General features: G+C 63.5%; 25 protein-coding genes. 12 read left to right on the forward strand and 13 right to left on the reverse strand.

Going from position 1 to position 23,111, the window contains the following annotated elements; translation table 11 throughout:
- Window positions 1–60: 60 nt before the first annotated feature.
- The 5 genes from J3D46_RS21270 to J3D46_RS21290 all read right to left on the reverse strand — a co-directional run bounded on the left by J3D46_RS21270 (window position 61) and on the right by J3D46_RS21290 (window position 3,900).
- Window positions 61–489: an ankyrin repeat domain-containing protein gene (locus tag J3D46_RS21270; RefSeq protein ID WP_231339839.1), complete on the reverse strand. Its 429-nt coding sequence runs from the start codon at window positions 487–489 to the stop codon at window positions 61–63.
- Window positions 486–1,571, reverse strand: a complete 1,086-nt coding sequence (locus J3D46_RS21275; RefSeq protein WP_231339838.1) for a folate-binding protein YgfZ — start codon at window positions 1,569–1,571, stop codon at window positions 486–488. The genes J3D46_RS21270 and J3D46_RS21275 overlap by 4 nt, the downstream gene beginning before the upstream one ends.
- A 55-nt stretch (window positions 1,572–1,626) precedes the next feature.
- A complete protein-coding gene (locus tag J3D46_RS21280; RefSeq protein ID WP_231339837.1) occupies window positions 1,627–2,349 on the reverse strand; it encodes a flavodoxin family protein in 723 nt (240 codons plus the stop codon).
- A gap of 50 nt (window positions 2,350–2,399) precedes the next feature.
- Window positions 2,400–2,999, reverse strand: a complete 600-nt coding sequence (locus J3D46_RS21285; protein WP_090817694.1) for an FABP family protein — start codon at window positions 2,997–2,999, stop codon at window positions 2,400–2,402.
- A gap of 166 nt (window positions 3,000–3,165) precedes the next feature.
- Window positions 3,166–3,900, reverse strand: a complete 735-nt coding sequence (locus J3D46_RS21290) for a permease (protein WP_231339836.1) — start codon at window positions 3,898–3,900, stop codon at window positions 3,166–3,168.
- 261 nt (window positions 3,901–4,161) lie between these two features.
- Between J3D46_RS21290 and J3D46_RS21295 the strand changes: the two genes are divergently transcribed.
- From J3D46_RS21295 to asd, 10 genes are all read left to right on the forward strand, one after another.
- Entirely contained in the window at window positions 4,162–4,860 is a 699-nt protein-coding gene (locus J3D46_RS21295; protein ID WP_090817688.1) for a response regulator transcription factor, read from the forward strand.
- Between the two features lie 232 nt (window positions 4,861–5,092).
- Entirely contained in the window at window positions 5,093–6,064 is a 972-nt protein-coding gene (mshD, locus tag J3D46_RS21300) for a mycothiol synthase (protein WP_231339835.1), read from the forward strand.
- Window positions 6,065–6,168: 104 nt separating this feature from the next.
- Entirely contained in the window at window positions 6,169–8,418 is a 2,250-nt protein-coding gene (locus tag J3D46_RS21305; protein WP_231339834.1) for an RNA degradosome polyphosphate kinase, read from the forward strand.
- Window positions 8,419–8,427: 9 nt separating this feature from the next.
- Window positions 8,428–9,396, forward strand: a complete 969-nt coding sequence (locus tag J3D46_RS21310; RefSeq protein WP_253468702.1) for an NUDIX hydrolase — start codon at window positions 8,428–8,430, stop codon at window positions 9,394–9,396.
- Window positions 9,397–9,519: 123 nt separating this feature from the next.
- Window positions 9,520–11,148 carry a hypothetical protein gene (locus tag J3D46_RS21315; RefSeq protein ID WP_253468704.1) on the forward strand — a complete coding sequence of 543 codons (1,629 nt, stop codon included), beginning with the start codon at window positions 9,520–9,522 and terminating at the stop codon, window positions 11,146–11,148.
- Complete coding sequence (locus tag J3D46_RS21320; protein WP_231339831.1) at window positions 11,145–11,537, forward strand: GntR family transcriptional regulator; 393 nt, start codon at window positions 11,145–11,147, stop codon at window positions 11,535–11,537. Before J3D46_RS21315 ends, J3D46_RS21320 begins: the two co-directional genes overlap by 4 nt.
- A complete protein-coding gene (locus J3D46_RS21325) occupies window positions 11,534–12,337 on the forward strand; it encodes a thymidylate synthase (protein ID WP_253468706.1) in 804 nt (267 codons plus the stop codon). The genes J3D46_RS21320 and J3D46_RS21325 overlap by 4 nt, the downstream gene beginning before the upstream one ends.
- Entirely contained in the window at window positions 12,334–12,933 is a 600-nt protein-coding gene (locus J3D46_RS21330) for a dihydrofolate reductase (protein WP_231339829.1), read from the forward strand. The genes J3D46_RS21325 and J3D46_RS21330 overlap by 4 nt, the downstream gene beginning before the upstream one ends.
- Window positions 12,934–12,943: 10 nt before the next feature.
- Entirely contained in the window at window positions 12,944–13,165 is a 222-nt protein-coding gene (locus J3D46_RS21335) for an NF038396 family protein (protein ID WP_231339828.1), read from the forward strand.
- 107 nt (window positions 13,166–13,272) lie between these two features.
- Window positions 13,273–14,415 carry an aspartate-semialdehyde dehydrogenase gene (gene asd / locus J3D46_RS21340; protein WP_253468708.1) on the forward strand — a complete coding sequence of 381 codons (1,143 nt, stop codon included), beginning with the start codon at window positions 13,273–13,275 and terminating at the stop codon, window positions 14,413–14,415.
- A gap of 93 nt (window positions 14,416–14,508) precedes the next feature.
- Here the strand turns inward: asd and J3D46_RS21345 are convergent, their stop codons facing one another.
- Window positions 14,509–15,642: a winged helix DNA-binding domain-containing protein gene (locus J3D46_RS21345; RefSeq protein ID WP_231339826.1), complete on the reverse strand. Its 1,134-nt coding sequence runs from the start codon at window positions 15,640–15,642 to the stop codon at window positions 14,509–14,511.
- 85 nt (window positions 15,643–15,727) lie between these two features.
- Between J3D46_RS21345 and J3D46_RS21350 the strand changes: the two genes are divergently transcribed.
- Window positions 15,728–16,207: a hypothetical protein gene (locus J3D46_RS21350; protein ID WP_231339825.1), complete on the forward strand. Its 480-nt coding sequence runs from the start codon at window positions 15,728–15,730 to the stop codon at window positions 16,205–16,207.
- 21 nt (window positions 16,208–16,228) lie between these two features.
- Here J3D46_RS21350 and J3D46_RS21355 read toward each other — a convergent pair whose 3' ends face one another.
- From J3D46_RS21355 to J3D46_RS21385, 7 genes are all read right to left on the reverse strand, one after another.
- Complete coding sequence (locus J3D46_RS21355; protein WP_231339824.1) at window positions 16,229–17,296, reverse strand: UDP-N-acetylmuramate dehydrogenase; 1,068 nt, start codon at window positions 17,294–17,296, stop codon at window positions 16,229–16,231.
- 9 nt (window positions 17,297–17,305) lie between these two features.
- Complete coding sequence (locus J3D46_RS21360) at window positions 17,306–18,601, reverse strand: sugar MFS transporter (protein WP_231339855.1); 1,296 nt, start codon at window positions 18,599–18,601, stop codon at window positions 17,306–17,308.
- 41 nt (window positions 18,602–18,642) lie between these two features.
- Window positions 18,643–19,080: a MaoC family dehydratase gene (locus J3D46_RS21365; RefSeq protein WP_159706876.1), complete on the reverse strand. Its 438-nt coding sequence runs from the start codon at window positions 19,078–19,080 to the stop codon at window positions 18,643–18,645.
- A gap of 2 nt (window positions 19,081–19,082) precedes the next feature.
- The gene (locus J3D46_RS21370; RefSeq protein WP_231339823.1) at window positions 19,083–19,532 is read right to left on the reverse strand and encodes a MaoC family dehydratase N-terminal domain-containing protein; all 450 of its coding nucleotides are present in this window, start codon (window positions 19,530–19,532) and stop codon (window positions 19,083–19,085) included.
- Between the two features lie 50 nt (window positions 19,533–19,582).
- Entirely contained in the window at window positions 19,583–19,807 is a 225-nt protein-coding gene (locus J3D46_RS21375; protein ID WP_231339822.1) for a DUF3188 domain-containing protein, read from the reverse strand.
- Between the two features lie 112 nt (window positions 19,808–19,919).
- Window positions 19,920–20,840, reverse strand: a complete 921-nt coding sequence (locus J3D46_RS21380; RefSeq protein WP_253468710.1) for a DUF2797 domain-containing protein — start codon at window positions 20,838–20,840, stop codon at window positions 19,920–19,922.
- A gap of 2 nt (window positions 20,841–20,842) precedes the next feature.
- Window positions 20,843–21,706, reverse strand: coding sequence for a CoA ester lyase (locus J3D46_RS21385; protein WP_144648636.1), 864 nt, complete (start codon window positions 21,704–21,706; stop codon window positions 20,843–20,845).
- Between the two features lie 377 nt (window positions 21,707–22,083).
- On the opposite strand from J3D46_RS21385, the gene J3D46_RS21390 reads away from it, so the two are divergent.
- Window positions 22,084–23,109, forward strand: coding sequence for an ABC transporter substrate-binding protein (locus tag J3D46_RS21390; protein ID WP_253468712.1), 1,026 nt, complete (start codon window positions 22,084–22,086; stop codon window positions 23,107–23,109).
- The last annotated feature ends 2 nt before the right edge of the window (window positions 23,110–23,111 follow it).

A 23,111-nucleotide genomic window follows, 5' to 3' on the forward strand; every position in this document is an offset into this window, starting at 1 on the left:
ATTAGGGCGCAAGTAAGCCCGGCCGCCTCAGCGACCGGGCTTGCCCGGCGATTGGTGTGCTTAGCCCAGGAGCGCCAGAATCTCAGACCGGGCAAACATGGCCGCGGCATCGCGCGCCGAGGGCGTTCCGGCGTCGGGGTCCGCTCCTGCGTCCAGCAGCACCCGGGCCACGCCCGTGTACCCCTTGAAAACAGCCCCTGCGAGGGGCGTCTGCCCGCGGTCGTTGGCGGCATTGGCATCAGCCCCGTGGTGGAGGATCAGCTGCACGGCTTCCTCGTGCCCGTGGTAGGCAGCGAGCATCAGCAGGGAATCACCCGCGGCATTGGTCAGCGTGGCGGGTGCCCCGGCGGCCAAATAGCCGCGCAGCAACTCGGTATTGCCTTCACGGGCGGCATCGAAAAGGGCGTGGGCAAGCGCCAACGTTTCCTCGTCGGCGCCTGCATCGGGGCTTGTGGGCTCGGAACCTACAGGCTGGTTCAGTTGGCTCATCGGTGGGGTCCCTTCAGGAATCCGGTCTGGCGCCCGACGACCTGGCCGGCGTCGGGGGCGACGATCACTTCCTGGGCAGCGACGTAAGGCTCCTCGCCGTCCATCACCGTCAGGGTTTCCTCCGCTGAAACGGAACGCTTAACCACGGCCAGAGCCACAGGTCCCATTTCGAAGTGCTGCGCCACCGATGTCAGAGTACCCACCTTGCGTTCCCCGGCAAATACAACACTGCCAACGGCGGGAAGCGTGTGTTGGGAACCGTCCAACTGCAGGAAGACGAGACGGCGCGGCGGGTGCCCGAGGTTATGCACCCGGGCGATGGTCTCCTGGCCCTTGTAGCACCCCTTGTTCAGGTGCACCGAGGTCCGAAGGAGATCCAGCTCGTGGGGGATGGTCTTCTCGTCCGTCTCGGCACCGAGGCGGGGTCGCCACGCCGCAATCCGCAGGGCATCCGCCGCCAGGGAACCGGCCAACGGAAGACCTTCGACGGCGCTTTCCAGTTCGGCCGTCGGGACCAGGTATTCGAACCACGGACGTTCAAGTCCCGGGTGCGACTCCTCCGCGACGATGCTGTAGGCATAGCCGCCCGGGCTGACATGGGGCCACGGATCCTCCCAGACCAGGCGGGACGTCAGTTGCTCCACCGGCTTGGTCGAGCCGAGCACGGCCCACTGCTCCGAGACATCGGCGATCTCGACACGGAGCATGAACTTCATCCTGTTCAGCCACTCGGCCAAGGGCGCCGCTTCCGCGGTCTCCACGATCAGCCAGGTGGTATCGCCGTCGTCAATCACCCGGGCATCAAACTCAATGCGCCCCTGGACACTCAACAACAACAGCTCGCTGGCTACCCCGGGCTGCAGGTTGGTGAGCTGCTGCGAGGACAAGGTGTTGAGCCAGCTCAGCCGGTCCGGTCCGGACACTGTCACCACACCGCGGTGCGAAAGGTCGACGACGGCGGTGCCGGTCGCCAGGGCGCGCTGCTCACGCAGTGGCTCGCCGTAGTGGGCAGCGACGCCGGCGTCCAAGCCGGTGTCCTCGACGGCGCCAGGGCGCGACAACAGAGGGCTCTTGTAAGTCATATGTAGTAGAAGTCCTTGGGGCTCAGCGGTATTCCGCGGGTGGCAATATTTCAGTTCAGCGGTATTCCGGGTTCTCGAAATCAAACCGGGTGCCCGCTTTCCATTCCTCAGGCAGGTTGCCGTAGGACGGAATGCCCCCTGCGTCGCGAAGGAGCTTGGCCATGTGGAGCAGGTTCCACGTCATGAAGGTGGTGTTTCTGTTAGTAAAATCACTCTCCGGGCCGCCGGATCCTTCGTCCAGATAGCTGGGCCCGGGACCTACTGGACCAATCCATCCGGCGTCGGCCTGCGGGGGGATAGTGAATCCAATGTGCTGGAGGCTGTACAGCACATTCATGGAGCAGTGCTTGATGCCGTCCTCGTTGCCCGTGATGAGGCAACCGCCCACCTTCGGGTAAAACGCCCATTGGCCCTTGCTGTTCAGCTCGCCCGAATGGGCATACAGGCGCTCGATGAGTTTCTTGGTCTGGGACGAGTTGTCGCCCAACCAGATCGGTCCCGCGATCACCACGATGTCGGCGTCGCGGACATCCGGATAGATCTCCGGCCATTCGTCGCTCTTCCAGCCGTGCTCGCGCATATCCGGATATACACCACTGGCGATGTCGTGATCGACGGTCCGCACCAGCTTGGTAGTGACACCCTGCTTCTCCATGATGTCGCGGCTGATCCTGATCAGGCCATCAGTGTTGCTCAGCTGCGGCGACGGTTTCAGCGTGCCATTGAAGAAGACGGCCTTAAGGCCCTCGTAGCCCTCAGGCTTGAGGTGGTTGTTCACTATCTGCTCCTTTGCTGGTTGCGTACGGAACGAAAAGTGAGGCCTCGAGGTCAGGACACCTTATGGAGGAATGCCGAGGCGTGGGCTTCGAGTGCCTTGCCGCTGGCTGCAACGTCCCAGCGCCACAGGAGGTTGCCGTCCACCAATCCGAAAATCCGGGTGGCAGCGGTGTACTCCTTGGAGTGGCTGCCGCGCATCACCATGTCGGTGCTCAGTTGGATCTGCGGGCCCTTGATCTGGCCGTAGTAGAGCTCGGTGATGCCGCCGGGGTGGGCGATCGACACAGAGATATCGAAGCCGCCGTCCTTGTTGCGGCGCTCCTCAACGTCATCGGCCGTCTTGAGCACCGGAACGATATCGGCCGGGATCAGCCCGGGGCCGCCGTCGCCCTCCTGGAGCTTCCGCTCCAAAGCCCAGAACCCGGTCTCAACCGTCAGCGGTCGCAGCTTTGTACCGGCGTCGTCAGCGAGCCAGGTTTCGGCCCGGTACTGCAGGTACGGAAGACCGTTATGGGTGAAGGAGGCATGCTGGACAAAATGCTCCGAATCCTCGTCACCGCTGCCGAGCCGGCCGCGGCCCTCCCACTCACCAATGAGCCAGGAAAGCGGGACGAGTTCAGGCGTCAGGTCTGTTGGGATCTCAATAGGCACAACGACTACCTTGCGTGGACTGCAGGATCAGAAGGTTTACTTCTGGCCCTGGAAAAGGCGGTAAACGACAAATCCTGCAAACCAGGCCATGGCAACGCTGGCCAGGCCAAGGAGAACGAGGAAGAAGATTTCAAATGCGAGTACAGACATGATGCAATCCTAACCGCTAGTAGATGAGTAGTTTGTCTATGAAGTACGCCAAGGCGCCCACGGCCCAGACAGGGGCCACGCCCATGCCCACGGCTGCAGGAATGTTAAGCCGTCCCCGCCGGAGAGTGGTCATCCGCCGGAAGCACACCAGGACCGAGCCGACCACGACGCCCACCAACGCTGCGGGAAGTACCGCGATATCCGAAAATACCAGGCCAGCCAGCGGACCCATGAGACCAGCCATCACCACGCCCAGGGGAGCAACGATACGGTCCGGCCAACGGATGATCCCCACCAGCAGTGCCACCGCTGCGCTCAGGCCGGCCACCAGGACCATCTCCTTGACTCCGTTGAACCGGGCGCTGGCAATCCAGCCGGCGCCAAGGCAGTTCAGCAGAACGCCTGCGCTGCATCCGAGCGTTGATTCCAGTCGTTGGGCCTGGCCCGTGCCCCGCACGAGTTGGACCACGAACACCGCCATCACGCCCAAGGCAACAAAAGCAGGTGTTCCGTCCAGGAATCCGGGAGCAGGCAGGTAGGCGGCTGTGACAGCCGATCCCGCGCCGGCCAGTCCAATGACGGACGCCAACGTCTTTTTGGCCGGGACGCCAAGGAAATGTGGCCAGCCAATGCCTACGGCCGCGGACGCCGCGATGCCAACGCCCACCATGGCCTCCCGGGAAACGAAGGTGCTGGACACGATGGCTGCGAGCGCCACGAGTCCAAATACCCCGATACTCCAAGACTTCACTGTGTGCCGACCTCAATCCGATGTGCCTTACGACCTCTCGACAATCCTGCCTTAAGCCGGCCCAATATGTCGTAATTCCAGCGCCTGCCTGTCACGAATCCATGTGTCGTAAGGCACTGATGGGTATACTCAGACTTCAACAGCGCACTGTGTTCGCCGCGATCCCCGTTACAACGGTAGAGACGGACCATGCGCTGTGACCGACCGGTGAGACTCCGGTTTCGACGCCCGATGATGCGCGTACAGCCCATTGGAGGAACTATGTCGCACATCCTGCTCCTAACGAACAGCACCGGCTCTTCGGTGGACATTTTGCCTGCCTTGGAGTTGTTGAACCACCGTGTGCACATCCTCCCGGCAGAACCCACTGCATTGCTCGAAACCGATCCCACGGACATCGTCTTCCTGGATGCCCGCAAGGATCTGGTGGGCGCCCGCTCACTGACGCAATTGCTGAAGGCCACCGGTCTGAGCGCGCCCCTCATGCTGATCCTCACTGAAGGCGGCATGGCTGCCGTCTCCTCCGCGTGGGCCGTGGATGACATTGTCCTGGACTCCGCCGGTCCTGCAGAGGTGGAAGCGCGCATCCGCCTCGCCATGGCGCGAGCTGTCACCGGGGAAGAAGAGACCCAGACCGAAATCCGGGCCGCCGGCGTCGTGATTGACGAGGCCAGCTACACCGCACGCGTCAACGGCCAGCCACTGAACCTGACGTTCAAGGAATTCGAACTCCTGAAGTACCTGGCACAGCACCCCGGCCGGGTCTTCACCCGCCAGCAGTTGCTGACCGAGGTCTGGGGCTATGACTACTACGGTGGCACCCGGACCGTGGACGTCCACATCCGACGCCTTCGCGCCAAGCTTGGCGTGGACCACGAAAACTTGATCAGCACGGTCCGTAACGTGGGCTACCGGCTCACCCTTGTCCGGCTCCCGGACGATGAGCTCTCTGAAGCCTGAGTACCCGGCTTACTGAACACAAAGTGAAGAGGCCGGAATCCACATGGATTCCGGCCTCTTCATTTCTTGGTGGAGGACATACGGGTCGAACGTATCGAGGCCACCCCACTGGTGGATCCCCCCAATGCCCGGCCACGTGGACAAACCACAAGCCGAACGAGATAACGAGACTACCTCCCTTCCGCGGGGACATCAAATCACGGGGCTTGCCTCGGACGTATAGCCTTGCATCATGAGTCACGCGCACCCGGAAAACTGGCCCGTCCTGATCATTGCCGGCGCCTTGGACCCCGAAATCCTCAAAGACGTCAGGACCCTCGCCGCTGCTGCGGAGGAGTCCGACGGGAACCCTCCCTTTTCGGAGCAAACGCTGGTGATGCTGCGCGGCGCCGATGCCGGCGATCACTCCGTCTTGTCTTTCGTCCTCTACGCTCCCGATGAGGACTCGGATCCCGCCACCGGTGAAGACCTGGCCGGAACCGCCGTCGTTATTGAAGACGGGGATGGAAGCGGCGTGCTGGAGCTGGCTGTGCACCCGAGCTACCGCAACCAGGGCGTGGCAGGGAGGCTGCTGGACTCCTTGCGGGGCAAACGCAGCCTGGACGGACTCAGCGCATGGTCGCACGGCAACCACGAAGCCGCTGCCGAACTCGCGAAGCGCTTTGAATACCGGCCTGTACGGGAACTGTGGAAGATGCGGCTGATGTCGTCTGCCTCCTCGCTGCCCGACGCCGGGCTCCCGGACGGCGTCTCGCTCCGCGCCTTCGTGCCGGGCCAGGATGAGCAAGCCTGGCTTGCCGCAAACCGGGCAGCCTTCTCGCACCACCCGGAGCAGGGTTCGATGACCCTTGCGGACCTTGAGGCGCGGAAAACCGAAGAGTGGTTCGATCCCGAGGGCTTCCTGCTGGCCGTCAACGCCGACGGGGAACTGCTGGGGTTCCACTGGACCAAAGTCCATCCCCGCCAGGGGCAGCACCCTGCCATCGGCGAGGTGTACGTGGTAGGCGTCACGCCCGCCGCGCAAGGCCTGGGCCTGGGCAAAGCGCTGACGGTCGCGGGAATCCAGCACCTCCAGGACAAAGGCCTGCATGCTGTGATGCTCTACGTGGACGCCGACAACCATGCCGCAGTAGCCCTTTACCAGAAACTCGGCTTCGTTCGCTGGGACACCGACGTGATGTATGGCCCGATGACCAAAAAATAACCATGTGGGATCACTTGGCCCAAAGCCGGTGACATCTTGGATTCGCGCACTGGAATTGCTTGTAATGTGGGAGGAAACCCCCGTCCTGAGCTTAGGAGAACCCCATGCAGCCGGACCCCGTCGGCACCGCCGGATCCACCTCTAAGGGCGCAACACTGCCCCCGCGCTTCGGGTCCTCGGAAGTGCCGGCCTCGCGGGCCACCCAGGACCGCATCGACATTCCGGAGTTCGCCCCGAGCCTTGTGCCGGAGGGGGATATCTCCCCGGACCGCTTCCTGGACCGCGAACTCAGCTGGCTGGCGTTCAACTCACGTGTGCTGGAGCTCGCTGAGGATCCGGACCTTTTCCTGCTGGAACGCGTCAGCTTCCTGTCGATCTTCGCTTCCAACCTGGACGAGTTCTTCATGGTTCGGGTGGCCGGCCTCAAGCGGCGCATCGCCACGGGTTTGGCCGTACCCTCCCCCGCAGGCCTGAGCCCCATTGAGGTGCTGGAGCAGATCAGCGAGGAAGCCCACAGGCTTCAGGAGCGCCATGCACGGGTCTTCGCCGAGCAGATCCGTCCGGCCCTGGCCTACGAGCACATCCACCTCATGCACTGGCATGAGCTCGATGAGGATGCCCGCCACCGGATCAGCATCATGTTCCAGGAGAAGGTCTTCCCCATCCTGACACCGCTGGCCGTGGACCCTGCGCACCCCTTCCCCTACATCTCGGGGCTGTCCCTGAACCTTGCAGTGATCGTGAGCAACCCGATCAGCGACAAGGAACTCTTCGCCCGCGTAAAGGTTCCGGACCAGCTCCCGCGCCTCATTTCCGTGGATGGACCGCGCGCGGGTGCCATCCCGGGCCGGGTTGCCAGGTTCATTGCGCTGGAAGAAGTCATCGCCGTCCACCTGGACAAGCTCTTCCCCGGGATGGAGGTCCTGGAGCACCACACCTTCCGCGTCACCCGCAACGAGGACCTGGAAGTTGAAGAGGACGACGCCGAGAACCTCCTGCAGGCTTTGGAAAAGGAACTGCTGCGCCGGCGCTTCGGTCCTCCCGTGCGGCTTGAAGTCACCACGGACATCAACCCGAACATCAAGGCGCTGCTGATTCGGGAACTTGGCGTCGAGGAGTCCGAGGTCTATTCCGTTCCGGCACCTCTTGACCTCCGTGGGCTGTCGGCGATCAGCGGTATCGACCGCGCCGATCTCCACTACCCCAAGCACGTACCCCACACCTCCCGGTACCTGAACGAGTCTGAGACCTCCAAGGCAGCGAACGTCTTTGCCGCCATGCGCCGCAGGGACATCCTGCTCCACCACCCATACGACTCCTTCTCCACCTCCGTTCAGGCATTCCTGGAACAGGCGGCCGCGGATCCCAAGGTGCAGGCCATCAAGCAGACCCTGTACCGGACCTCCGGCGACTCCCCCATCGTGGATGCCCTGATCGATGCCGCCGAGGCAGGCAAGCAGGTCCTGGCCCTTGTGGAGATCAAGGCGCGCTTTGATGAGCAGGCCAACATTTCCTGGGCCCGCAAACTGGAACAGGCCGGCGTTCACGTGGTGTACGGCATCGTCGGCCTGAAGACCCACTGCAAGTTGTCACTGGTGGTCCGGCAGGAAGTGGACGGCCTGCGCCGCTACTGCCACATCGGCACCGGCAACTACCACCCGCGTACGGCCCGCTACTACGAAGACCTCGGCTTGCTGACGGCCAATGAGCAGGTGGGCGAGGACCTGTCCAAGCTGTTCAACCAGCTCTCCGGCTATGCGCCGAAGTCAACGTTCAAGAGGCTGCTTGTAGCGCCCCGTTCCGTCCGTGCGGGTTTGGTGGACAGGATCGAAGCTGAGATCCGCAATGCACGCGCCGGCATCCCGGGCCTCGTGCAGATCAAGGTCAACTCGATGGTGGACGAAGCCATCATCGACGCCCTCTACCGCGCTTCGCAGGCCGGTGTGAAGGTTGACGTCGTGGTGCGCGGCATCTGCTCGCTGCGGCCGGGAGTCCCGGGACTCAGCGAGAACATCACCGTCCGCTCCATCCTCGGCCGCTTCCTGGAGCACTCACGTGTCTTTGCCTTTGGCAACGGCGGCGAGCCCGTGGTGTACATCGGTTCCGCCGACATGATGCACCGCAACCTGGACCGCCGCGTGGAAGCCCTGGTTCAGTTGGCCAGCAAGGAAGACACCGCAACGGTCATGGACCTCATGCGCCGCTACGTCGATGACGGGACCGCCAGCTGGCACCTGAACGATCACGGACACTGGACCAGGCATCACCAGGACGAGGACGGCAAGCCGTTGCTGGACATGCAGTCCTGGCTCCTGGAGTCGCGTTCACGCCAGCGTGCATCGGCCCGGCGGTAGAGGAAACACTTGAACAGCGATACACCCGTGGCGGATCAATCAGACCACCCCGGCGAGCCGGTGGCCGTGATCGCGGCCGGCGCCATTCCGTGGCGGATCAACAAGGGCACCCTTGAGGTCCTCCTCATCCACAGGCCCCGGTACGACGATTGGTCCTGGCCCAAAGGAAAGCTCGACGCCGGCGAAACAGTTCCGGAGTGCGCGGCCCGCGAAGTGTGGGAGGAGATCGGTCTCCAGGCCCCGTTGGGCATACCACTCCCGCCGATTCACTACCACGTTGCGGCCGGCCTGAAAGTGGTGCGGTACTGGGCTGTCAAGGTCAATGGCGCGCAGCTGAGGCCCGACGGCAAAGAAGTGGACAGCGTTATGTGGTGCAGCCCTGACCGGGCTGCCTCATTCCTGAGCAACCCGACGGATGTGGAGCCACTGGAATACCTGGAGAAAGCCCACGCCCGCGGCGAGCTGGACACATGGCCCCTGGTACTGATCCGCCATGCCAAAGCCAAGCCCCGGTCCTCCTGGACCAAGGCCGAGGGCGACCGCCCATTGGCAGCGACGGGCCAGCGTCAGGCAGTTGCCGTCCAGCGCCTTCTGGAGGTCTGGAAACCGCAACGCGTGGTGACAAGCCCGTGGACCCGCTGCGTAGCGACCATTGCCCCCTATGCCAAGGCCAGCGGTGCCAAGGTGAAACTGGTGGAGGCCCTCACGGAGCACCACCACCAGCGCTCTCCCAAAAAGACTGCTGCAGCCGTTGAGGCCTTGTTCGACAAGCAGGTGCCCATCGCGGTCTGCACACATCGTCCGGCCCTACCCACTGCCTTGAAGCAGCTGGGCCAGCACATGTCGCAGGGCCTGAAGGCGCTCCTTCCTGCCTCAGACCCGTATCTGACGCCCGGCGAAGTGATTGTCTGCCAGGTTGTCCGGGGATCCGAGCGGAAGATCGTCTCCGTGGAACAGGTCAAGCCCTTCGACGACTAGTCGTTTTCGTGCGCCCCAGGTTTTTGTATCAAATGGTTGATACAATGATCGCACTGTTCGATACAAAGAACTGTTCGATACAAAGACTTGGGGGTCTTCGACGTGTTTTTAAGCCTGCCACCGATGTTCTTCCTTGGCCCGGTTGTGGGCGCCGTCATCGTGTATCTGTTCCTTCGGATGCAGGTGTGGTCCACGCCGGACTCCCAATCCGTTGCGTCACACGGGCTATGGGTGGGCATCATTGGTTGGATGGCCAGCTCCTTGCAAGGGGCCATGAACACGGGGATCCTTCGCGTGAACCCCTCGGGGGCCAGCGCCCCAACAACTCCCGAGCAAATCTCCGGCGCACTCGCCTGGCCCATTCTCGCCTGTCTCGCCGTCCATGCCTTGGGGCAGCTGAGCTACCCCGCGCCGAAAGCGCCACGCAGGTACGCCGAACTGACCGTCCGCAGGATCAGGGACTTCCTCCCCCGAAAACTTGCTTGGACGACCGCCGCCATTTTTGCATTCGCGGCCCTGGTCATTGCCTGGATCGCCACGCTCCCCGGCCACACCCCGGTGCTGCCTGCTCCACCGAGCCAGGCGACGCCAACCGACAACGGGTATATGGGACAAGGACAGGAAGGCCGGATACCCGGGTGGGAACTGGCCGCGTGGCTGGGCGGGGCGCTGCTGGTTCTCGCCGTCGGGACCCTCCTGGTGCTGGTGTTGATTGCCCGCCGCCGGCAGCTTGAAACACTCGACGGCGACGATAACCGGACGCTCCGGGTGATAGCCACCAACCGTTTGCTCCGGACAGTCGCTACAATCTCGGCCGGCTTGGCGAGCATCGCCGGGAACTTCGCCGCGCAGCCCGCCCCTGGCGCCCTGTGGCAGTCGTCCTGGTTCAATTACGTCGGCATGGTCAACATGGCGGTACTGCTGCTCATGTGGTGGTGGCAGGTTCCCGAGCTGCCATCGCTGCTCAATTCGGTCAAGACCACCAGCACTGCCGCACTCCGCGCCGATCCACGAACCCATGGGGCCGCCCGGCTCAGCATTTCCGTTGGAGCGGCGCTGGGCGTACTGGGCGTTGTTGCGCTCATTGCCGGCTACGCGATAATCCTGGTGCCTGCCCGAACACCTGAGCCCTGGGCTTTTCCGTCGATGACCGGCGTGGTCGCCGTGATCCTCTTGGCAGCCATCGCCGCGGGCGATCTCATGATCGGCCGCAATTACGGTACAACCGATGCTCCCCTCCAATGGCCGCGGCAGCCCGTCTCCAAGGGCTTGCTCTCTTTTGCCATAGGCAGCGCCCTGGTACTGGCCGTCGCGCTCGTTTTCGCAGTGGCCGGCGAGGTGCAGCCGTTCGGTCCCGGGACGTGGACGGCCGCGGTTCCCGTCTCCTTGGTGGTCGCGTTGGCCGGCACCGCAGCCGTCCTGACGGTGCGCCGGCGTCGAGGTATCCCGGAGACAGACGGCAACGCAGGACTGGACGCCGCCCTTCGCGCCATCAGCATGTACCGGATTGTCAGGACCCTGGCAGCGTATTGCCTGGGGCAGGCCGCCGCGCTGCTGATCAGCGCCGGCAACGCCTGGTACGGAATGTTCCCTCCCGCCGGAAGCCTTGATCCGATCGGCCCCAGCCCCCTCCCCGTGATCGGCATTGTCCTGGCAATCATCGCGGTCATCGTGGCCATCACACCTGTCCGCAGCCTGTTGCGCACCCTCCCCAGGGGGAACTCCACCAAGCAAGGGGAACCCGCACAATGACCGCCGGGATCACAGTCGACCTGGCGGATCCCGTCCCGCCGTACGAGCAGATCCGCCGCCAGCTCAGTTCCCTGATTGCCGTCGGAGTGCTGGAGCCTGGAAGCCGCCTGCCCACGGTCCGCAGCCTGGCAGCGGACCTGGGCATTGCTGCAGGCACCGTGGCCCGTGCCTACAAGGAACTCGAGCAGTCCGGGCTGATTGAATCACGACGGCGGAACGGGACTGTCGTCGTCGGGCCACCCCACGCGCCGGACGGCGCTGTTCGCGCGGACGCGGCGGTGATCTCCGCCGTCGACGGTTTGATCCGGACGGCGCGGGCCGCGGGCATTGGTGACGACACTCTCATTGATCTTCTCCGAGGACGGCTGGCAAGTAAGCTTGAGGAGTGAGCATCCCCACCCCTTATGAAGACCTTCTGCGCGACGTCATGGCCAACGGCACGCACAAGTCGGACCGCACCGGAACCGGAACGCGCAGCGTTTTTGGCCGCCAATTGAGGTTCGACCTTGCCGAAAGCTTCCCGCTCATCACTACCAAGCGGGTCCACTTCAAGTCCGTGGCAGTAGAGCTCCTGTGGTTCCTGCGAGGCGACTCGAACGTGAAGTGGATGCAGGACCAGGGCGTCTCCATCTGGGACGAATGGGCTGACGCAGATGGCGAACTCGGCCCCGTCTATGGGGTGCAGTGGCGCAGTTGGCCTACTCCCGACGGTGGCCACATCGACCAAATCTCCGAGCTCATGGCCAACCTGGCCGCCAACCCCGATTCACGTCGGCACATTGTCTCTGCCTGGAACGTTTCCGAGCTCAAAGACATGGCACTGCCACCTTGCCATGCCTTCTTCCAGTTCTATGTGGCCGACGGCAAGCTGTCCTGCCAGCTGTACCAGCGCTCCGCGGACACCTTCCTGGGCGTACCGTTCAACATTGCTTCCTACGCGCTGCTGACGCGCATGGTCGCGCAGCAGCTTGGCCTCGAGCCCGGTGAATTCGTCTGGACCGGCGGCGACGTGCACGTCTACGACAACCACGTGGACCAGGTTGCCCAGCAGCTCAGCCGTGAGCCCTACGAATACCCGCAGCTGAAGATCCTTCGAAAGCCCGACTCGATCTTCGACTACACGCTGGACGACTTCGAAGTTGTGGACTACCGCCACCACCCCACCATCAAGGCGCCGATCGCCGTATGAGCACTCCTTCCTCCGGGACTCCTTCCCAGCTGCCCGCCGTCATCTTCACCCAGGAAACCGCTGGCCGCATGACGGGCATTGGGATGGTGTGGGCCCAGGCAAAGTCCGGCGTGATCGGCAAGGACGGCACCATGCCGTGGCACCTGCCCGAAGACCTGAAGCACTTCAGCCAGCTCACTACGGGTCACCCCGTCATCATGGGGCGCAAGACGTGGGAGTCCTTTCCCGAAAAGTACCGTCCGCTCCCGGGCCGTACCAATATCGTGGTGACGCGCAGCGCCGAGTGGGCGTCCACCCCCGAGGCGGAAGGCGCCGTCGTGGTTTCTTCGCTTGACGATGCGTTGCTGGAATCCCAATTTGCGCCCGGCGGCCAGAAGGTCTGGATCATCGGGGGCGGCGAGATCTTTGAGCAGTCCATGGGCATCGCCAACCTTGCGGTCATCACCATCATTGATACCGATGTGGAGGGTGACACCTACGCGCCCCGGCTGGGTGATGATTGGACCTTTGACACCGTGGCGCCGCCCGAGGGGTGGCTCACCGCCAAGAACGGCACAAACTACCGGTTCACAACGTGGCGCCGGACCGAAAGCTAGGAAAGTCCGCATGCTGAAGAAACCTGAAACCCTGTTCGTGCTGGGCTATATGCTGCTGCCGCTCTTCGCCCTGATCTCCGCCATTGTGGGACTGACCATGATCCTGGGGGGCAACAAAATTGCCGGGATCATCGTGCTGGTCGTTCTCACGCAGGTGTTCACGTTTGGTGCCTTCTTCGCCTTGCGCAAGCGCAAGGCCCTTTTGCTGCAAGGGCACGACGCCGGCCACTAGGCATTGCGGGCGGCGAGCCAAGCCGCGTCGACGGGTGCCGGCGTCGTGCGTTGCCTGCGTGACGTAACCAACAGCGGCAGTTTGCTCCGAAAGTTTAGACTTGGGGAATGACTACAGCAGCTAATCCGTCCGTTGGACTGGTCGGTTGGCGTGGCATGGTCGGCTCCGTCCTGATGCACCGCATGCAGGAAGAGAACGACTTCGCCAACATCAACCCGGTATTTTTCTCCACCTCGAACGCAGGAGGTGCCGCCCCTTCCTTCGCTGATGGGGCAGGCAAGCTCGAGGACGCGTTCGATATTGAGACCCTGGCCAAGCTGCCGATTATTGTCACCGCCCAGGGCGGCGACTACACCAAGCAGGTCCACGGCGAACTGCGCAACCGTGGCTGGGACGGCCTCTGGATTGACGCCGCCTCCACCTTGCGCATGAATGACGACTCGATCATCGTGCTGGACCCCATCAACCGCGACGTCATCGATGCCGGCCTCTCCGGCGGAGTGAAGGACTTCATCGGCGGAAACTGTACGGTCTCCTGCATGCTCATGGGCCTCGGTGGCCTGTTCAAGAACAACCTCGTGGAGTGGGGCACCTCCATGACGTACCAGGCTGCCTCCGGTGGCGGCGCACGCCACATGCGCGAGCTCCTGAACCAGTTCGGCACCCTCAACAACGAGGTCAGCAGCGAACTGGAGGATCCCGCGTCGGCGATCCTGGAAATCGACCACAAGGTCCTCGCTGCCCAGCGCAACGGTGTTGACGCCACACAGTTCGGCGTTCCGCTGGCCGGGTCCCTGATTCCGTGGATCGATGCCGACCTCGGCAACGGCCAGTCCAAGGAAGAGTGGAAAGCCGGCGTCGAAACCAACAAGATCCTCGGCACCGGCAACGGCACTGCCGGCAAGGACCACATCGCCATGGACGGACTGTGTGTCCGCATTGGCGCCATGCGCTCCCACTCCCAGGCCCTCACGCTCAAGCTGCGCGAAGACCTGTCCGTGACGGAGATCGAGAACCTCCTGGCCAAGGACAACGAGTGGGCCAAGGTTGTTCCCAACACCAAGGAAGCCTCCATGGCCGACCTGACCCCCGTGGCTGCATCCGGCACGCTGGACATCCCCGTGGGACGTATCCGCAAGCTCGAAATGGGTCCGGAATACATCAGTGCCTTCACTGTTGGCGACCAGCTTCTGTGGGGTGCCGCCGAGCCACTGCGCCGCATGCTCAACATTGTCACCGGCAAGCTCTAGCCATTCTTGTTCGAAAACCCGCTGCTCCGTTGCCGCCCAGCCACGGAGCGGCGGGTTTTCCTCGTTTTGGTGGGCATTTCAGCGGGCCGGTTTTCAGCTGTTCATGAACTTCACGTACGCCCTGCCCTGAGCTTGGAACGAACGCTCAGCTGCCGTGCCCAGCTGACCGGCGAACGGCTCCGGAACCACACTCACCGCTTTCCCCGTGACCGGCCTGGCCCACGTTCCCACCACTTCACCCCCGGACACCATGATCCGTTTGAACACACCGTTCTTTCCCGGGACAACACGCTCCGCGAACTCAGGGGCCAGGACCAGGCTCCGGTCCTGGTAACCGAGCAGGAACTCGTCGAACCCGGGAAGTGCCAGCAACGAGCGTGAGCCGGGGACGCCGTCGTCGAGCATTGCTGCTGTCTCCGACGACAACCAATAATTGGTTCCGCCGAGAGGCAACTCGACCAATTGGTCCTGCAGCGTCTTGAGGGCTGCGCGTGCCTCGATGAGCGGCACTTGGCTCCACCACGAGAAATCCTTGATGGTCGCAGGACCGTGGCTCCGGAGGTAGCGGTACAGCAGCTCCGCAATGCCCTCCTCGCGCCCGAGGTCCCGCGACTCCGGAATCCAGTCCTCGAACGGCACGAACACTTGCTGTACGCCCGCTTTACCGTTTGACGCAGCCATAGGTCCCTGCACCAGCCACGCCCGCTGGCAAAGACTCCCGAGCAAGTGGATTCCCCGCTGCGCCTTGGTGATCTGGCCCGCGTCCTCGAACGCCTGGAAGAGTTGCTCCCGGGTTGCGCCGTGGGCGCCCCCGGCTGACGTGAGGACCTCCATGGTTTTGAAGGCAATGTCGCGGCAATGGCTGATGTCGTCCGGCGTGATCGCCAGTTCACGGTGGCGGCCAGCCACCATATTCATGAGGCGGTCGCTGGTGATGCCCAGGATCCAGCGGAGATCTTCCGGTGCGAGTAGGTGGAGCGTCCCGCGCATGGGCCACGAACGGACCACAGACCCGGCATCGAGGGCTGCCCTGACGTCCGAGGCGCGGCTGCCGGGCACACGCTGGCCGACCGCCCAGAGGGCCGAGCCCAGGTCCTGGGCCTGCATGGCCGTCATCCAACGGACCGCGCCAGCAACGGTTGGAAAGCCGCCGCCCAACAGTCCTTGGCTGGCCAGGCGCAGTCGGCCCATAACTCGCGGAGTTGGATCGGTGTGGGCTGAAGGCATGCTTCATCCTAAAAGGGCCAACGTGCACAGGGAACATTGCCGCCTCTCCCAGCCCTCACCCAGCAGCGGATCCTACGATGAATCCATGCTTTTTGGCGATCTTGCTCCGTTCGTGCGGCCGATGAGCCGGTGGTTGGCTACCGCCGGCTGGTTCTGCACGCTCGTCGGGCTTGGCGCCGGACTGATCGTGGCAGTGGGGACGGGCGTGAGCCTTTCCTCATCGATGCAAGCCATCCAGACCGTGAGTCTGGTGGCGACCGCCGCAGCAGCGCTCCTCATCGGTACGGCAGCAGCGACCCAGCCAGTAGCAGACCGCGACGACGATGCCCCCGAGCCATGGTTCTACCCGACCGCCGCCGCGCAGGTCCGCAGCTTCCTGCTGGGAGCCCTCGTCATGTTGCTGGGCTTGGTGGGGTTCGCAACTGCCGGGCTTTTCATGCCCAGCGGGCCATCGCCGCAGAGTATCGCCTTCAGCCAGATCTTCCTGTTGGGCTCGGTCAGCTGCGGGCTCACGTTCCTGCTGCTCAACAAGATCCTGCCGATCGCAGAACGTCGTACCCGCTAGGAGAGGTCCCGGGCGGACACGCTAGAGACTGACACCGATCAATAACGGTTCCGGGTGCAACTCAATACCAAAACGTTCGACGACGCCGGCCTGCACCTCACGTGCGATGGCAACCATGTCCGCAGCCGACGCAGAACCCCGGTTGGTTATGGCCAGTGTGTGCTTGGTGGACAGGGAGGCCCTGCCACCCGAAACGCTGGACGTCTCGAGTCCGAAGCCCTTTCCGAATCCTGCCTGGTCGATCAGCCACGCAGCGGAGAGCTTCACCATTCCATCCGTTCCCGCGGGGAACTGTGGAGCGTTCTCCGGTAACTCCGCGGCATGCCCGGCGGCCACGATCGGGTTGGTGAAGAAGGAACCGGTCGAATAGGTGTCCCGATCCGCAGCGTCCAAGACCATGCCCTTGGATGCTCGAAGCCGCAGGACTTCCCTCCGGACATCGTTGGAGTAGGCGCGTTTTCCGGCCTCAACGCCCAGCACCCTGGCCAGTTCGGCGTAGCGGATGGGGGCGCTCATCCGTCCCAGCGGCAACTGGAACTCGACCGTCAGCACCACATAGCGGGGCGAGCCCTCCACCGTGGTCTGCTTCAGGATCGAATCGCGGTACCCGAACGTGAGCTCGGAGTTGGTGAAGGTCTGCACCGCATTGCGTTCGCGGTCCCAGGTGCGCACAGCGGCAATGGTTTGTGAAACGTCCGCACCATAGGCGCCCACGTTCTGTACTGGAGTGGCTCCCGTGGCTCCCGGAATTCCGGATAATGCCTCCAACCCGGACCAAGCGTGCAGCACGGAGTGTTCCACCAGTGCATCCCAGTTGTGGCCCGCCTGCACCACCACCGAAACGCCGCCGCAGCTGTCCTCCGAGTTCACGGTGAAGCCTTCTGACGCGATCTTCAGGACGGTGCCGGGGTAGCCTTCGTCGGAAATCAGGAGGTTGGAGCCGCCTCCGATGATCAGGAGTTTCTCGTCGGCAGCGTCGGCGGACCTGACGGCGTCGATAATTTCAGCCTCGGTGCGGGCCTCAACATAGTTCCCTGCGGGGCCGCCGACGGCGGCTGTGGTCAAGTCGGAAAGCAGTGTTTGGGTCACCATTCAAGCCTAACGGGCTTCGTCCGGCTGGACGGACGTGGCCTTCTGCTGCCCGGACAGCGGAGCCAGGAAGAAACTGACCACCAGCAGCACCAACGGCGCCAGCAATGAATGCAGGATGCCGAAATGTTCGGCCAGCAGTCCCAGGAGTGGCGGACCGCAGAGGAAGGCTCCGTAGCCGATGGTGGAGACCACCGAAACCCGGGCAGCCGCGTGGACGGGGTCATCGGCAGCCGCGGACATCCCCACCGGGAAACCCAGCGAGGCGCCAAGGCCCCAAATCGCCAAGGCAACAAACGCGAGCCACGGAACCGGTGAGAAGACAAAGAGGGCAAGACCCACGACGGCGGTGGCCGAGCACCACCGCATCACCACCACGCGGCCAAAACGGTCCAGGATGGCGGTTCCGGCGAAGCGTCCGATGGTCATGAACGTGACGAACAATCCGTAGCCAACAGCGCCGGCGGCATCGGACTGCCCATGACCGTCGGCCAGTGCCAAAGCCACCCAATCCCCCGCGGCCCCCTCAGCCAAAGCCAAACCGAGGACCAGGACGCCGATCAGGAGGGTTCGGCGATCACGCCATGCAAGTGCCACCAGCCGTTTGCTGTCCAGCGGAGCGGCAGCCTTGCCTTGTTGGGGACCCTGCTCGGGAGAGGCGGCATCGATGATCGGCAACGGACCGGTGGAGGGGTCCTGGAAAGTGTCCGTCTCATCCGGCCGGTACGTGTGCGTAGCTGCTGCTGTCCTTTCGGCGCGGAACCAGAATCCGGCGGTTACCACGGACGTGGTGACCACGACGCCCGAGATCAGGAAATGCCAGAACACCGGCATGTGCACGGCGGCGGCCCAGGCACCGAACCCGGCGGCGGCCACGGTACCAAGGCTGAACGCTCCATGGAGATGCGGCATGATGTGCCGGTCCATGGCGCGTTCCAGCGCGGCTCCCTCAACATTGGACGCGGTGTTCCAACTTGCCGTGCCGAGACCGAGCACCACCAGGCCTGCTGCCACCACCAGCGGACTCGCTACGATGGACGCGCCGAATCCCACAGTGACCAAGCCGGCGCCCACCATGCAACTGCCGATCCTTGTGGTGAGTTTCGGCCCCAGCCTGAGCACGATCAGCCCCGAGGCCGAGATGGAGATGAAGGAGGCCACGGTCATGCACATCAGCAGAAGGCCAATGCCGCCCGGCGTGAGATTGAGTCCGTCGCGGATGGCCGGCAGGCGGGAGACCCACGTTGCGAAAGCGATGCCGCTGGCCGCGTAGGAAGCAAGAACAGCGGCGCGCCACCGCGACATTTCAGTCGGTGTGGCGCGCCGTTGGAAGGTGTTCAGTTGGTTCAAGAGACCTTCACGACCGCCTGCGACTTCATGAGGACCTTCAGTCCAGCGGCCACTACGGTGAGGTCGATGCGCGCGGTGCGGGCATCGGCGTCGAGCGCTCCCACCACACCGGTGACGTCGATGACAGCGCCGGCCTCATCGGTTCCCGTGGTGTCGGTGACGAGGACGGGCTTGGTGAAACGGGTCTGGTAATCGACGACGGCGGCCGGGTCGCCTGCCCAGTCGCTCACCAACTGCACTGCCGCACCCATGGTGAACATGCCGTGGGCGATGACGCCCGGCAGTTCCACGGAGGTGGCGAAGGCTTCATTCCAGTGGATCGGGTTGAAGTCACCGGAGGCTCCTGCGTACTTGACCAGGTCCTGGCGGGTGACGTCAATGCTGCGGGTGCCGATTTCCTGGCCGACAGTCAGTTCTTCGAATGTGGGGCTCATGGTTACTGTCCCTCTCCGCGGACCAGGATGGATGAGGTGGTGGTGGCGACCTTTTCGCCGTCCACTGTGGAAATCTCGGAGCGGGTGGTGATCATGGCTCCCCCGCCCATGGCACGGACGCCGTCCACATGGAGTTCAGCTACGAGCTTGTCACCGGCGACGATGGCGCGGTGGTGCGTGAACCGCTGGTCAGCGTGGACTACGCGGGAAAAGTCGATCCCCGACTCCGGGTCCTCCACCAGCTGGGCATCAGCACGCTGGGCCACGATGATGGCGAACGTTGGCGGTGCGACGAGGTCGCTGTGGCCCAGGGCCTTGGCTGCCTCAACATCGAAATGTGCGGGGTTGTTGGCTTTCACAGCCTTGGCAAACTCGCGGATCTTTTCGCGCCCGACGTCGTATACCTCTGCGGCAGGGTAGCTTCGGCCCTGCAGGTCCGGATTGATACTCATGCTCCAACCCTATCGGGCTGCGGGAAGGTGGCGGCGCTTTCGCTTGGGCGTTACTTCTTGTAGCTCTTGCGGATCTTCTGTCCGCGGATGACCAGCCCAGTGACATGCAGCACCAGCCCGACGCCAATGACGGGAAGCGACGCCATGGCCAGCCCTTGGTTGCCGGAGGTGTTCCCCACGATGGACAGGATGAGCCCGACGGCGATCAGCCCCATGGCACTGAAAACGAGCACTTTATAAGACGTAGAGGCCGTAGCCCAAAATTGTTCCAGCACCGTCCAAGTCTACGGGGGCTCGATGGAAGGTGTTGCCGAGGGGTTGGATCTCAACTGAAACAGGGGCCCTTACTGCCGAGATGTCGCCCCTAGCCGCACAGCAAAAAGGGCGTTAGAAGAGGGAGTCCTGCAACGCCGGGATCTCCGTGGTGTGGGGGCCGAACTCGATCTTGCGGCCTTTCAGCGCGCCCAGGTCAGCCACGAAGCTGCCTTCCACTTCAATACCCGATGCGTCGGGAAGTCCGGCCAAGGCGATCGCCCCGGATAGCGAGCGGACCCGCAAACCGTGCCCGCCGGCGTCGAACGTTGCCGGGTATGGGTGGCGTCGGCCCGCTTCGCCACCAGCGACACAGAGAAGCTCAGACAAGTCCGGCCGGTCCCACTCGTCCTCCACCACGGAGTAGCCGGTCATTGCCAGGCCGCCCAGCAGCTCGCGCACCTGTGCGGCGTGCTGGCGCTTCAAGGCAGAAAGCTCGACGGCGGCACGCGGCTCTACCAGCCCCGCCACTTTGGAAGCGGAGCGGACTTGCTGGACGAGACCGAGTTCGCGGGTCACCAGATCCTCAAGCAATCGGACGATCCGACCGTCCTCGGCATGGGCCACGTACGAAGCATGTACGGCACCTTGCTCGGCAAGCCGGTTCCATTTGCGCTGCGCGGAGGCAGTGCCAATCTTCGTGGCACCGTTGGCGAAGGTAGCCACATAGAGCCAGTGCGGCTGCATCAGGTAAGCACGGAGTCCGGTGGGCACCGAACCGCCCCGGTGGAAATCGTGCATCAGCCGGGAGTCGTCGCGGGCAAAACATGTCCCACACTGTTTGCCCCGCTCGGCCATGGATCCGCTGCGGCACGGAACATGTGTGCGGTCTCCCGGCCCGTGGACCTTGGTATGACCAAGGCACCATAATCCGGGGATAACACGCAGGCCCAGGGCTGAGCCCTGGGCCAACGCAATATCAGTGAACTCCGCGTCCGGCGAGAACAACCTCAACGCCGGTGACGAAGAGTCCCAAACGACTCCGTGGACCAGCATGCCTACAGTGAAGGCTGGACTCCGAAAGCGACTGCGAGCTTCATGATCTTCTCGGCGCGGCCCAAACGCGGGAGGTCGGAACCATCGCGGATCACGCGGCCGTTGGCCTCGAAGTCGTTCATGAAGTCGGTGGCCCAGGCAACGTCAGACGGCGTGGGGCTGATGACCTCGTTGATCACGGTGGTCTGGTCGATGGCCAGGCAGAGCTTGCCGGTCATGCCCATGGTCACCGTGATGCCGGTCTGCTCGCGCAGGATCGGGTGGTTGGTGCCGACGGTGGGTCCATCGATGGGGCCCGGCAGGTTGCCCACGCGGCTGGCGACAACCAGCTTGGCACGTGGGTAGGCCATGGCCTCCGGAGTGGCGGCCATTCCGGTATCGCGGCGGAAGTCGCCGGAGCCGAAGGCAAGGCGGAAAGCTCCCTGCGCACGGGCGATGTGGTTGGCTTCCTCGATGCCGAGGGCGGACTCAACCAGTGCAATCACGGGAGTCTTGCCGTCCATACGGTGGTAGGACTCGGTGACCTGGTCAGCGGATTCGGTCTTGGCGAGCATCACGCCGAGCAGGCCCGGGGTGCCACGCAGGCCTGCGAGGTCGTCGGCCCAGAACTTGCTGGTTGCGTCGTTGATACGTACCCAGGCCTGGCCACCGGCGGTCAGCCAGTTGACCACATTCTCGCGCGCTGCATCCTTCTGGGAAGGGTCCACGGCGTCTTCGATATCAAGGATGATGGCGTCTGCCCGTGAACCCGCGGATTCGTCAAAAAGCTCCGTTTTCATGGCATTCACAAGGAGCCAGGAACGGGCGATGTCGGCGGGAATGTTGCGGGTAGGCCGAATGGACTCGGCGGCGATGCTAGACGTCATGTATCTACCGTATCCGTCCTGCGGGCCGCAAGGCGAAGAAATGCGCCCGGTTGTGAGGATCAATACGAACTAAACCCCATATGACTGTGGGGTCCAACAGTATGAATGCCCGACGGCGGTACTCGCCAATCACGGCGGGCCCACCAGTCGCTGTTGTTCACAAGGCTCAACGCGGCGACTTGTGTCCCCCGGTTGCCGGGAATTGCCCAGGATTTCCTCACGTGTCGGGCTGTTTCGCAGCGTTTCCAGGCGTTACCCCGGCGCTTCCCAGCCACCGCCGAAATGGGCTTTCATCGTTCCCAAGCCGTTGCGGAAGTCCCAAGCCCTTGCGTAGGCCGGCCCACCCAACACATCACCACTCATCGAAAGTAGCTCCCATGAAACTGCACCTGCCCCTGCTGAGCGTCGCGGCCGCCGTCGTACTAGCGCTGACGGTGAGCGGCTGCGGCGGCGCTGCCGAAGCCGGACAAGCCAATCAGGCAGGCTCCGAAGTCACGGAACTCCGTTACCAGGGCTCGGCCAACAACGTGACTTTCCCGGAACTGGCTGCGGACCTTGGATACCTGGGCGACCTGAAGCTGAACTGGGTTGGCAACACCACCAGCGGGCCCCAGGACATCCAGTCGGCGGCGACCAACCAGACTGACTTCGGCGGCGCATTCTCCGGAGCGGTGGTCAAGCTCATTGAAGCCGGTGCACCCGTCAAGGCAGTGACCAACTACTACGGCTCGGACGAAAAGACGTTCAGCGGGTACTACGTCAAGGCAGAGAGCACCATCAAGGAACCACGTGACCTGATCGGCAAGAAGATCGCCGTCAACACGCTGGGCGCCCACCATGAAGCTGTCATCAACACCTGGCTGACCAAGAACGGACTCAGCGAGGACGAGATCAAGCAGGTCCAACTGGTCCCGCTGGCACCGAACGACACCGAGGAAGCCATCCGCCGCGGACAGGTGGACGCCGGAACACTCGGCGGAGTGCTGCAGGACAGGGCCATCGAGGCCGGCGGACTGCGGTCGCTGTTCAGCGATGTGGAGCTGTTCGGAACTTTCGCGGGCGGCCAGATCGTGCTCCGGAACGACTTCATCGAAAAGAACCCGAACACCACCCGCACGTTCACCACGGGCGTGGCCAAGGCGATCAAATGGGCCGCTGAGACCCCCCGCGATGAAGTGATTGCCCGCTTCACCAAGATCATCGAGAGCCGCGGCCGGAATGAGAGCACGGCCAACCTGAAGTTCTGGAAGAGCCCCGGGGTCCCGGACTCGGGCGTGATCAAGGACGAGGACTTCACCCGTTGGGCGGCCTGGCTCAGCTCAGCGGGCATCGTCAAGGACAAGCTCACGCCCTCCAAGTACTACACCAACGAGTTCAGCGAGCTCGCCACAGCGAAGGGATAGCC

It is taken from the genome of Paenarthrobacter sp. A20 (assembly GCF_024168825.1).
GTDB lineage: Bacteria > Actinomycetota > Actinomycetes > Actinomycetales > Micrococcaceae > Arthrobacter.

What these genes read in the sequence shown, in the direction of transcription:
- J3D46_RS21270 (WP_231339839.1), bottom strand. Translation starts at nt 489, where the DNA reads ATGAGCCAACTGAACCAGCCTGTAGGTTCCGAGCCCACAAGCCCCGAT.
- J3D46_RS21275 (WP_231339838.1), bottom strand. Translation starts at nt 1,571, where the DNA reads ATGACTTACAAGAGCCCTCTGTTGTCGCGCCCTGGCGCCGTCGAGGAC.
- J3D46_RS21295 (WP_090817688.1), top strand. Translation starts at nt 4,162, where the DNA reads ATGTCGCACATCCTGCTCCTAACGAACAGCACCGGCTCTTCGGTGGAC.
- mshD (WP_231339835.1), top strand. Translation starts at nt 5,093, where the DNA reads ATGAGTCACGCGCACCCGGAAAACTGGCCCGTCCTGATCATTGCCGGC.
- J3D46_RS21305 (WP_231339834.1), top strand. Translation starts at nt 6,169, where the DNA reads ATGCAGCCGGACCCCGTCGGCACCGCCGGATCCACCTCTAAGGGCGCA.
- J3D46_RS21315 (WP_253468704.1), top strand. Translation starts at nt 9,520, where the DNA reads ATGTTCTTCCTTGGCCCGGTTGTGGGCGCCGTCATCGTGTATCTGTTC.
- J3D46_RS21320 (WP_231339831.1), top strand. Translation starts at nt 11,145, where the DNA reads ATGACCGCCGGGATCACAGTCGACCTGGCGGATCCCGTCCCGCCGTAC.
- J3D46_RS21330 (WP_231339829.1), top strand. Translation starts at nt 12,334, where the DNA reads ATGAGCACTCCTTCCTCCGGGACTCCTTCCCAGCTGCCCGCCGTCATC.
- J3D46_RS21335 (WP_231339828.1), top strand. Translation starts at nt 12,944, where the DNA reads ATGCTGAAGAAACCTGAAACCCTGTTCGTGCTGGGCTATATGCTGCTG.
- asd (WP_253468708.1), top strand. Translation starts at nt 13,273, where the DNA reads ATGACTACAGCAGCTAATCCGTCCGTTGGACTGGTCGGTTGGCGTGGC.
- J3D46_RS21345 (WP_231339826.1), bottom strand. Translation starts at nt 15,642, where the DNA reads ATGCCTTCAGCCCACACCGATCCAACTCCGCGAGTTATGGGCCGACTG.
- J3D46_RS21350 (WP_231339825.1), top strand. Translation starts at nt 15,728, where the DNA reads ATGCTTTTTGGCGATCTTGCTCCGTTCGTGCGGCCGATGAGCCGGTGG.
- J3D46_RS21360 (WP_231339855.1), bottom strand. Translation starts at nt 18,601, where the DNA reads ATGTCGCGGTGGCGCGCCGCTGTTCTTGCTTCCTACGCGGCCAGCGGC.
- J3D46_RS21365 (WP_159706876.1), bottom strand. Translation starts at nt 19,080, where the DNA reads ATGAGCCCCACATTCGAAGAACTGACTGTCGGCCAGGAAATCGGCACC.
- J3D46_RS21370 (WP_231339823.1), bottom strand. Translation starts at nt 19,532, where the DNA reads ATGAGTATCAATCCGGACCTGCAGGGCCGAAGCTACCCTGCCGCAGAG.
- J3D46_RS21380 (WP_253468710.1), bottom strand. Translation starts at nt 20,840, where the DNA reads ATGCTGGTCCACGGAGTCGTTTGGGACTCTTCGTCACCGGCGTTGAGG.
- J3D46_RS21385 (WP_144648636.1), bottom strand. Translation starts at nt 21,706, where the DNA reads ATGACGTCTAGCATCGCCGCCGAGTCCATTCGGCCTACCCGCAACATT.
- J3D46_RS21390 (WP_253468712.1), top strand. Translation starts at nt 22,084, where the DNA reads ATGAAACTGCACCTGCCCCTGCTGAGCGTCGCGGCCGCCGTCGTACTA.